Annotated in this window: 9 protein-coding genes and 1 tRNA gene; 3 read left to right on the top strand and 7 right to left on the bottom strand. The window is 68.9% G+C overall.

Going from position 1 to position 7,756, the window contains the following annotated elements; all coding sequences use genetic code 11:
• Positions 1 to 204: 204 nt before the first annotated feature.
• The 6 genes from AC1DYG_RS18235 to upp form a co-directional block, all read right to left on the bottom strand.
• Positions 205 to 594 (bottom strand): VOC family protein, encoded by a 390-nt coding sequence (locus tag AC1DYG_RS18235; RefSeq protein ID WP_477641279.1) that lies wholly within the window; start codon positions 592 to 594, stop codon positions 205 to 207.
• Positions 595 to 620: 26 nt separating this feature from the next.
• On the bottom strand, positions 621 to 1,124 hold the full coding sequence (locus AC1DYG_RS18230; protein WP_477641278.1) for a hypothetical protein: 504 nt from the start codon (positions 1,122 to 1,124) through the stop codon (positions 621 to 623).
• Positions 1,125 to 1,479: 355 nt separating this feature from the next.
• Positions 1,480 to 2,967, bottom strand: coding sequence for an amino acid permease (locus tag AC1DYG_RS18225; protein WP_477641277.1), 1,488 nt, complete (start codon positions 2,965 to 2,967; stop codon positions 1,480 to 1,482).
• Between the two features lie 104 nt (positions 2,968 to 3,071).
• Positions 3,072 to 3,836, bottom strand: coding sequence for a PH domain-containing protein (locus tag AC1DYG_RS18220; protein ID WP_477641276.1), 765 nt, complete (start codon positions 3,834 to 3,836; stop codon positions 3,072 to 3,074).
• A 13-nt stretch (positions 3,837 to 3,849) separates the two neighbouring features.
• On the bottom strand, positions 3,850 to 4,017 hold the full coding sequence (locus tag AC1DYG_RS18215) for a hypothetical protein (RefSeq protein WP_477617180.1): 168 nt from the start codon (positions 4,015 to 4,017) through the stop codon (positions 3,850 to 3,852).
• A 173-nt stretch (positions 4,018 to 4,190) separates the two neighbouring features.
• Positions 4,191 to 4,829: a uracil phosphoribosyltransferase gene (upp, locus tag AC1DYG_RS18210; RefSeq protein WP_477614495.1), complete on the bottom strand. Its 639-nt coding sequence runs from the start codon at positions 4,827 to 4,829 to the stop codon at positions 4,191 to 4,193.
• A 64-nt stretch (positions 4,830 to 4,893) separates the two neighbouring features.
• Between upp and AC1DYG_RS18205 the strand changes: the two genes are divergently transcribed.
• Positions 4,894 to 5,373, top strand: coding sequence for a nucleoside deaminase (locus AC1DYG_RS18205; RefSeq protein WP_477641283.1), 480 nt, complete (start codon positions 4,894 to 4,896; stop codon positions 5,371 to 5,373).
• Positions 5,370 to 5,996 (top strand): DedA family protein, encoded by a 627-nt coding sequence (locus tag AC1DYG_RS18200; protein WP_477641275.1) that lies wholly within the window; start codon positions 5,370 to 5,372, stop codon positions 5,994 to 5,996. The genes AC1DYG_RS18205 and AC1DYG_RS18200 overlap by 4 nt, the downstream gene beginning before the upstream one ends.
• 87 nt (positions 5,997 to 6,083) lie before the next feature.
• Here AC1DYG_RS18200 and AC1DYG_RS18195 read toward each other — a convergent pair whose 3' ends face one another.
• A complete protein-coding gene (locus AC1DYG_RS18195; RefSeq protein ID WP_477641274.1) occupies positions 6,084 to 7,520 on the bottom strand; it encodes an MDR family MFS transporter in 1,437 nt (478 codons plus the stop codon).
• Positions 7,521 to 7,660: 140 nt separating this feature from the next.
• Here AC1DYG_RS18195 and AC1DYG_RS18190 point away from each other — a divergent pair.
• Positions 7,661 to 7,750 (top strand) — tRNA-Ser (locus AC1DYG_RS18190).
• Positions 7,751 to 7,756: the final 6 nt, after the last annotated feature.

The raw sequence follows: 7,756 nt of genomic DNA, 5'->3' as shown, positions 1-7,756 counted from the left end.
AACGTAAACATCTACGCTCCAGACGGAACCCTGCTCGGCCACCACCGACTCGACCCCACCAAGCGATACCAAGGCCGCCTGCGAGAAGCCGCCTAAAATGTCCCACATCTACCCGGACATCCGTGTCCCACATCTAGGTAGACAGCACAGGGGTCCAGGTGCGGCAGATCCTTCAAAGTCGCGGCGGGTCAGGAGGGCGGCGGGTCAGGAGGGCGGCGGGTGGCCCTGGTCGGCGACGACACAGAACTCGTTGCCCTCGGGGTCGGCCATCACCTGCCACCAGCTGTCGATCGCCTCCAGCAGGTCGGTCACGGGCTCGCCGATCCGCCGGCCGCCCAGGGCTTCGAGCCGCTCGACCAGGGCGGGGACGCCGAGCTCCAGCGGCGGGTGGACGTCGACATGCATGCGGTTCTTGCCGGCCTTCTCCTCCGGCACGCGCTGCAGGATGAACACCGGCCCCGGCGGCTCGCCCTCGCGTGGGCGCAGCACCTCGAACTCGGGCAGCGAGAACACTGCGTCGTAGCCGAGCGCTGCCGTCCAGAACGGCACCAGCAGGGACAGGTCACGTCCGTCGAGGACGACCGAAAGCCTCATGCCGCGAGTATGCCGCGTGGTCACCGTCAGTCCGGTGCCCAGTCCTGCCGCGGGTCCAAGAGCGTCTGGAGCTCGGGCAGCCGCGTCCAGCCCGCCATGTTCGTGCGGGCCAAGACATGGACGGCGAGCAGTGGCGCGGTGGTCCCGCTCAGCCGAAGGGGCTCGTGCGCGTGCTGCCAGATCAGGTCGAGCCGCCACGGAGTGTCCTCCACCGTGGCCTCGACCACCGCGAGGTCGGTGAACCAGAAGGAGATCCAGCCGCGGAGGCGGTGGTTGACGAGCAGCCGGTCAGTGGTGCCCACCACGGAGGCGCTGTGCCTGTCTCCCCACTGGGCGGTGGGGTGCGCAGGGTACCTGCGCTCGTAGTTCGCGATCGTGCGCAGCGTGGCGTTCTCGTGGGCAGCGAGGCGCATGGGCAAGCCGTCGATCACGGGCAGGGGACGCGATGACTGCAACGCACCGGCATACCTCCGGGCCTCCAACCAGTCACGGTGCCCAGCGGCAGTCGCCAACCATGCTCCGGTCTGCACCTGGCTGCGTCTCCCACGTCGTTGTCGCGGGAGGCGATCGCCGCGAAATGGCGAAACGGCGGGCGGCGGGGTTGCGGGGGTGCGGTGCCGCCCGCCGTTTCTGGTGACCGACCATCCCCCCATGGTTGGTCAACCATGAAGACGTCGAGGTCCCGGAATCGTGACGCGATGTGCGTCGTGCGTGCCGGGGGCGAGGCGCGCAGCGGGCGTAAGGGGAACGGCGGGCGGGTTTGCGGGTGCCGCCCGCCGTTCCTGACCGGCATCGTCACAATGGTCGGTCAACCATGAAGACGTCGGTCATCCGCGATAGTGACGCGGCCAGGAGGCCAATTTTTCACAGATCAGCGGGCGCGACTCAGGTGCTGGTCAGGCTCGGGAGCTCGCCCTGCTTGGCCTTGCCCGACAGTCGGCTGTTGCGCACGCCGTAGGTGAAGTAGATGAGGAAGCCCAGCGCCATCCAGACGATGAACCGCAGCCAGGTCTCCACCGACAGGTTGAGCATCAGGTAGAGGCTGATCAGGGCGGCCAGGATGGGGAGCACCGGTGAGAACGGCACCGTGAAGGACCGCTTGAGGTCGGGGCGGCGGCTGCGCAGGACGGGGACGGCGATCGACACCAGGGCGAACGCCGAGAGCGTCCCGATGTTGACCATCTCCTCGAGCTTGCCGATGGGGGTCAGGCTGGCGATGAGGGCGATCGCGACGCCGATCATGACCGTCAGTCTCACAGGGGTGCCCGTCCTGGGGTTCGTGCGACCCAGTGCCGGCGGCAGCAGCCAGTCGCGCGACATCGCAAAGGTGACCCTGGTGGCTCCGATGATGAGCGTCATGACGACAGTCATCAGGCCGGCCACCGCTCCGGCCGCGATCATGGTGGCGAACCCGGGTTTACCGACCGACTCGAACGCCGAGGCCAGTGCCGCCTTGGGATCGATCTCGGTGTACTTGACCATCCCCGTGATGACCAGCGTCGTGGCGACGTAGAGGACCGTGCAGATCACCAGGGAGGCGATGATGCCGATCGGCAGGTCGCGCTGGGGGTTCTTGGCTTCTTCTGCCGTGGTCGCCACGACGTCGAAGCCGATGTAGGCGAAGAACACGATCGAGGCGCCTGCGACGATGCCGGCGATGCCGAAGGTCGACGGAGTGATCCCGAAGAGCACCTGGATGAGCGGCGCGTGGATGCCCTCGGATGCCTTGCCGGACACCGACGGCGGGATGAACGGTGAGTAGTTGGCCGACTTGATGTAGCCGATCCCGGCGATGATCACGAACAGGACGATGAACAGCTTGACGCCCACCAGGACGAGGTTGACGCGCAGCGACTCCTTGATGCCGATGGAGATCAGGGCCGTGAGGGCAAGGACGAGGATGAGGGCCAACAGGTCGAAGTGCGACCCCGGAGCCAGGCCCGCGGGCACGGTGAGGCCGAGCTTGTCGAGGAGGAGGGTGGCGTACTGCGACCAGCCCTGGGCCACGACGCTGGCGCCGAGCATCAGCTCCAGCAGCAGGTCCCAGCCGATGATCCACGCCACGAGCTCGCCGAGCGAGGCGTAGGAGAAGGTGTAGGCCGACCCGGACACCGGGACCGTGGACGCGAACTCGGCATAGCAGAGTGCCGCCAGCGCGCAGCAGATCGCGGCGATGACGAAGGAGATCGCGATGGACGGTCCTGCGTAGTCTGCTGCCGCCCGGCCCGTCAGCGTGAAGATGCCGGCGCCGATGATGACGCCGATCCCGAAGACGGTGAGGTCGAGAGCAGTCAGCTTCTTCTTGAGCTGGTACTCCGGCTCGTCGGTCTCGCGGATCGACTGCTCGATCGACTTGGTCCTCATGACGGACATGCCATCGCCTCCCGGCTCGGACGGTTCGCCGCTCGCGCGGCCCGGTCCGGGACACGCTAGCGCCGCCTTCCCGACCTCGCCCCCTGGAGGCCGGGGACCGACCGTCAGTCCTGGTAGCGGTCGCGCCGCGGTCGGATCGGGATCGGACCCGTCTCCGCCGAGCGGTCGCGAGCCTTCAGATCGGGGCTCCGGTACAGCGAATCCGCGGGATCGTCCGAGGCCGGCCGGGGTGTGCCCGGCGAGTGCCGCGGGTCGTCCCAGCCGGCATACGGATCGGGTATGCCGGGTGGTGGCGGCTGGTTGTCGTCCCACCGGCGCTCCCCGCCGTACTCGCCGCCGTACTCGTCGACGTCGAGTCGAGCGTGATCGGCCACGCCGAAGATCTCCGCGCAGATGGCGCGGTAGTGACCATCGGGCTCGGGCACCCAGTTGACCTCGCGCAGCGCCTGGTCCTGGCCGGCCGACTCCATGACGAAGCGGCCGTAGCCCAGGATCCGCCCGGGAACGGACCGCTCGTAGGACATGTCGGTGACCTTCATCAGCGGCATCATCGACACCTTCCGGGTGATGAAGCCGTAGAAGAGGAGCAGTCGTTTGTCGGTGGCCACGAACCAGTCGTGCCGCCATTCCGCCAGCTTGTAGGCCATCCGTGCGACGACGGCGAACCAGGCCCACCACACCGCCGTGCTCAGGAACCCCAGGGCGGGGTCGATGCGGGCGTCCACCCAGAACGCGACGACGCAGCCCACGACCGCCGAACCGACCGGTTCGGCGACCTTGCCCCAGTGCTGGTGGACCGCGGTGACGAGGCGCTCGCCGTCCAGCAGGTAGCGGTCGAGCTCCTGGTGGCGCCGGTCTGAGGCAGCCATCGGGCCGGGCCTGCTACCGGCCGAGCAGTGCGTCGAAGAAGTTGCCGATGTTCTTCACGCCGTCACCCATGATCGAGGCGGACGTCCTGACGATGTCGGCTGCCTGGTCCGGGGAGGTGAAGATCGCGTAGGCGGCGAACGCGACGAGGACCCACAGCAGGATCTTCTTCACGCGCTGCATGTCAATCTCCTTGATCGGTCGTCGGTGGGCACGCCGAAAGGCACACCTCGCCGTCCACCCTGCCCCAGATGGCGCCACGAGTCGGAGAGGCGCGCCGCCGGAGGAGCCGGCCGCACGGCATACCCGGTGGGTTGGTCGTGCCGAGGCGCGGCCCCCGCGCGGAGGCGGAAAGGTCAGACGACGCCGTAGAGGCGGTCGCCCGCGTCGCCGAGCCCGGGCACGATGTAGCCCTTGTCGTTGAGCCGCTCGTCCATCGCGCCGGTGACGATGGTGATCGGGATGGTGAGGTCGGCCAGGGCCTCCTCGACGTGCTTGACGCCCTCGGGCGCGGCTAGCAGGGTGACCGCCGTGATGTCGTCGGCACCCCGGTCGGCGAGGTAGCGGATGGCGTCGACGAGCGTGCCGCCGGTGGCGAGCATGGGGTCGATGACGTAGCACTGCCGGCCACTGAGGTCGTCGGGGAGGCGGTTGGCGTAGGTGATCGCCTCGAGCGTCTCCTCGTTGCGCTGCATGCCCAGGAAGCCCACCTCGGCGCTCGGCAGCAGGCGCACCATGCCCTCGAGCATGCCCAGGCCGGCGCGCAGGATCGGCACGATGAGCGGCTTGGGGTTGGACAGCTTGATGCCCGTGGTCGGTGCGACCGGGGTCTCGATCTCGAACGGTTCCACGCGCACGTCGCGGGTCGCTTCGTAGGCCAGCAGCGTCACCAGTTCCTCGGCCAGCCGCCGGAACGTCGGGCTGTCCGTGCGCTTGTCGCGCAGGTAGGTCAGCTTGTGTGTGATGAGCGGGTGGTCGGCAACGTGGACGCGCATAGGCGAAACTTAGCGCGTGACTCCGAGCGGTGGACCAGCAGTCGACGAGCGGTATGCCGCGTGGATGGGTCTGGCGCTCGACCTCGCCGCTGCTGCGGCTCGGGACGGGGACGTGCCGGTGGGTGCCGTGGTGGTCTCGCCCGCCGGTGAGGTGGTCGGTGAGGGACGCAACCTGCGCGAGGTCGAGGGCGACCCGACGGCCCACGCTGAGGTGGTCGCGCTGCGCGCCGCGGCTCGGGCGCTGGGGGAGTGGCGGCTGGAGGACTGCACCCTCGTGGTCACGCTCGAGCCGTGCCCGATGTGTGCGGGGGCCCTGATGCTGTCGCGGATCTCGCGACTGGTGCTCGGCGCCTGGGATCCCAAGCTGGGGGCGACGGGTTCGGTCTGGGACCTGGTCCGCGATCGCCGGGCGACCCATCGCGTCGAGGTGATCGGCGGAGTGCGTGAGTCAGAGTGTTCTCAGGTGCTGCTGGCATTCTTCGAGGAGCAGCGGGCGGCGAGCCGGTTGTCGGCGCATCAAGGCGAGCGGGAAGCAGGGGCGTGAGCGGACTCATCAACGACCTGGTCAACCAGGTGCTCGGGGCGCCTCCGTGGCTGGTCTACCTGATCGTCGCGCTCGTGGTGTTCGCGGAGGACGCCCTGTTCGTCGGGTTCGTGCTGCCCGGAGAGACGCTGGCCATCATCGGCGGCGTGACCGCCAGCCTCGGCCACACGTCGCTCGCCTGGGTGTTGGTGGTGGTCATCCTCGCGGCGGTCATCGGCGACTCGGTCGGCTATGAGATCGGCAGGCTGTTCGGGCCCCGCGTGATGGGTCTGAAGATCCTGGAGAGGCGGCAGGAGCGGCTCGAGTCGGCCCAGGACTTCCTGCGACGCCGGGGTGGGTCCGCCGTGTTCCTGGGCCGGTGGACCGCGTTCTTCCGGGCGGTCATGCCGGCGCTCGCGGGTCTCTCCGGCATGAAGTACCGCGTCTTCCTGCCCTGGAACGCGATCGGCGGAATCGCTTGGGGCGCAACGGCGGTCACGGCTGGTTATCTCGCGGGCGAGTCCTACCACCGGGTCGAGAAGTGGCTGGGTCGGGGCGCGGCCGGCGTGGTCGGCCTCATCGTGGTGGCGGCACTCGCGGTGTGGGCAGTGCGACGGCACCGGGCGGAGTCCACCGAGGCCTGACCCTCTGTTTCGACTTGTTGCCACCTGTGCGTCACGAAACGCGTGAATCGGGGGTCTCGTGACGGCTGGTTGGCAACAAGTGGCGGGTCAAGCAGACGAGGGTGAAGTGTCGGCGGTGGCCTTGGGCATGAGGAGCGCGGCGACGACCGTCACGAGGGCTGCCACCAGGACGCCGACGAAGACCGCTGTGCCTGCGTCGGTCGCAGTGCCCGGGTCGGTCTCGGGCTGTCCCGAGCGGGCGATGACGCCGTTGGCGACCGCGCCCAGCACCGCCGCGCCGAGCGCGCTGCCGATCGACCGGGCGAACAGGTTGGTGCCCGTCGCGACCCCGCGCTCCTGCCACTCCACGCTGGCCTGCGCCGCGATGAGCGACGGACTCGCGACTAGTCCCATGCCCAGCCCGGTGACGAAACAGGTCACCGCGACCACCACCACCGAAGGGTGCTGCGAGAACGCGGCGAGCGTCCCGGTGCCGAGGACGGTGAGCGCCATCCCGACGAGGATCGCCGGCCGGAAACCGAACCGGAGGTAGAGCAGGCGTCCGGACAGCGTGGCCGCGATGGGCCAGCCGATGGTCAGGGCCGCCAGGGCGAGACCGCCGACGAGAGGGTCGACGCCGAGCGAGTTCTCGAGGTAGGTGGGGACGAACGATGTCAGGCCGATGAGGATGACGCCCACCCCCAGCGCCAGCATCGTCGTGGTGGCAAGCAGCCGTCGGCTCAGCACCCACAGGGGCAGCACCGGCTCGGCGGCCCGGCGCTCGACCAGAAGGAAGGCGAGCAGTAGCAACGACCCGCCGCCCAGCACGGCGATGCTCGTGGGCGACGACCACGACCAGGCCTGGCCGCCCTCGAGGATGCCCAGGATGAGCAGCGACATGGCGACGGTGAGCAGAGCGGCGCCCGCGTAGTCGATGCGGTGCTGGTGGCGCGCCACGCGCTCGTGGAAGTTTCGGGCGATGAGGGTGCCGGCGAGAAGGCACAGCGGCACGTTGACGAAGAAGATCCAGCGCCAGATGCCGAGCTGGGACAGGATCCCGCCGAGAGTAGGGCCGACGACCGAGGCGACTGCCCACACGCTCGCGATGTAGCCCTGGGCCTTGGCGCGCTCGGCGACCGTGTAGATGTCGCCCGCGATGGTGATGGCCATCGGCTGCACGGCACCGGCACCCAGTCCCTGGACCGCGCGGAAGACGATGAGCGAGGTCATGCTCCAGGCGAAGCCACACAGCACCGAACCCGCGAGGAACAGACCGATCCCGAACAGCATGAGCGGTTTGCGCCCCACGATGTCGGCGAGCTTGGCGTAGATGGGCACCGACACGGCCTGCGCCAGCAGGTAGACCGAGAACAGCCAGGGGAACTGCGAGAAGCCGCCGAGGTCGCGCACGACCGACGGCACCGCGGTGGCGAGGATGGTCGCGTCCATGGCGATGAGCCCGGTCGAGACCATCAGCGCCAGCAGGATGGGCCCGCGGTCCGAGCGCAGGCCCACTCCAGCGGTGCTCGTCGTCGTGGAGGTCATCTCGGGTGACAAGTGCCGGGGGACGCTGTGCATTCCCCCGACAACCCTGAGGTATGCCGTGTGTGCCGCTCCCGTAGGCGGCTGGCAGACGGTCTCGAGGCGATTTCGTCGCGGTCACCTGCTCTAGTAACCTGCTCCGCGGTGGCGTGTCCGAGCGGCCTAAGGAGCACGCCTCGAAAGCGTGTGTGGGGGAGACTCCACCGTGGGTTCAAATCCCACCGCCACCGCCAGCCAAA

It is taken from the genome of Pedococcus sp. P1_H8, assembly GCF_056405175.1.
This window is presented reverse-complemented; position numbering and strand designations above follow the sequence as displayed.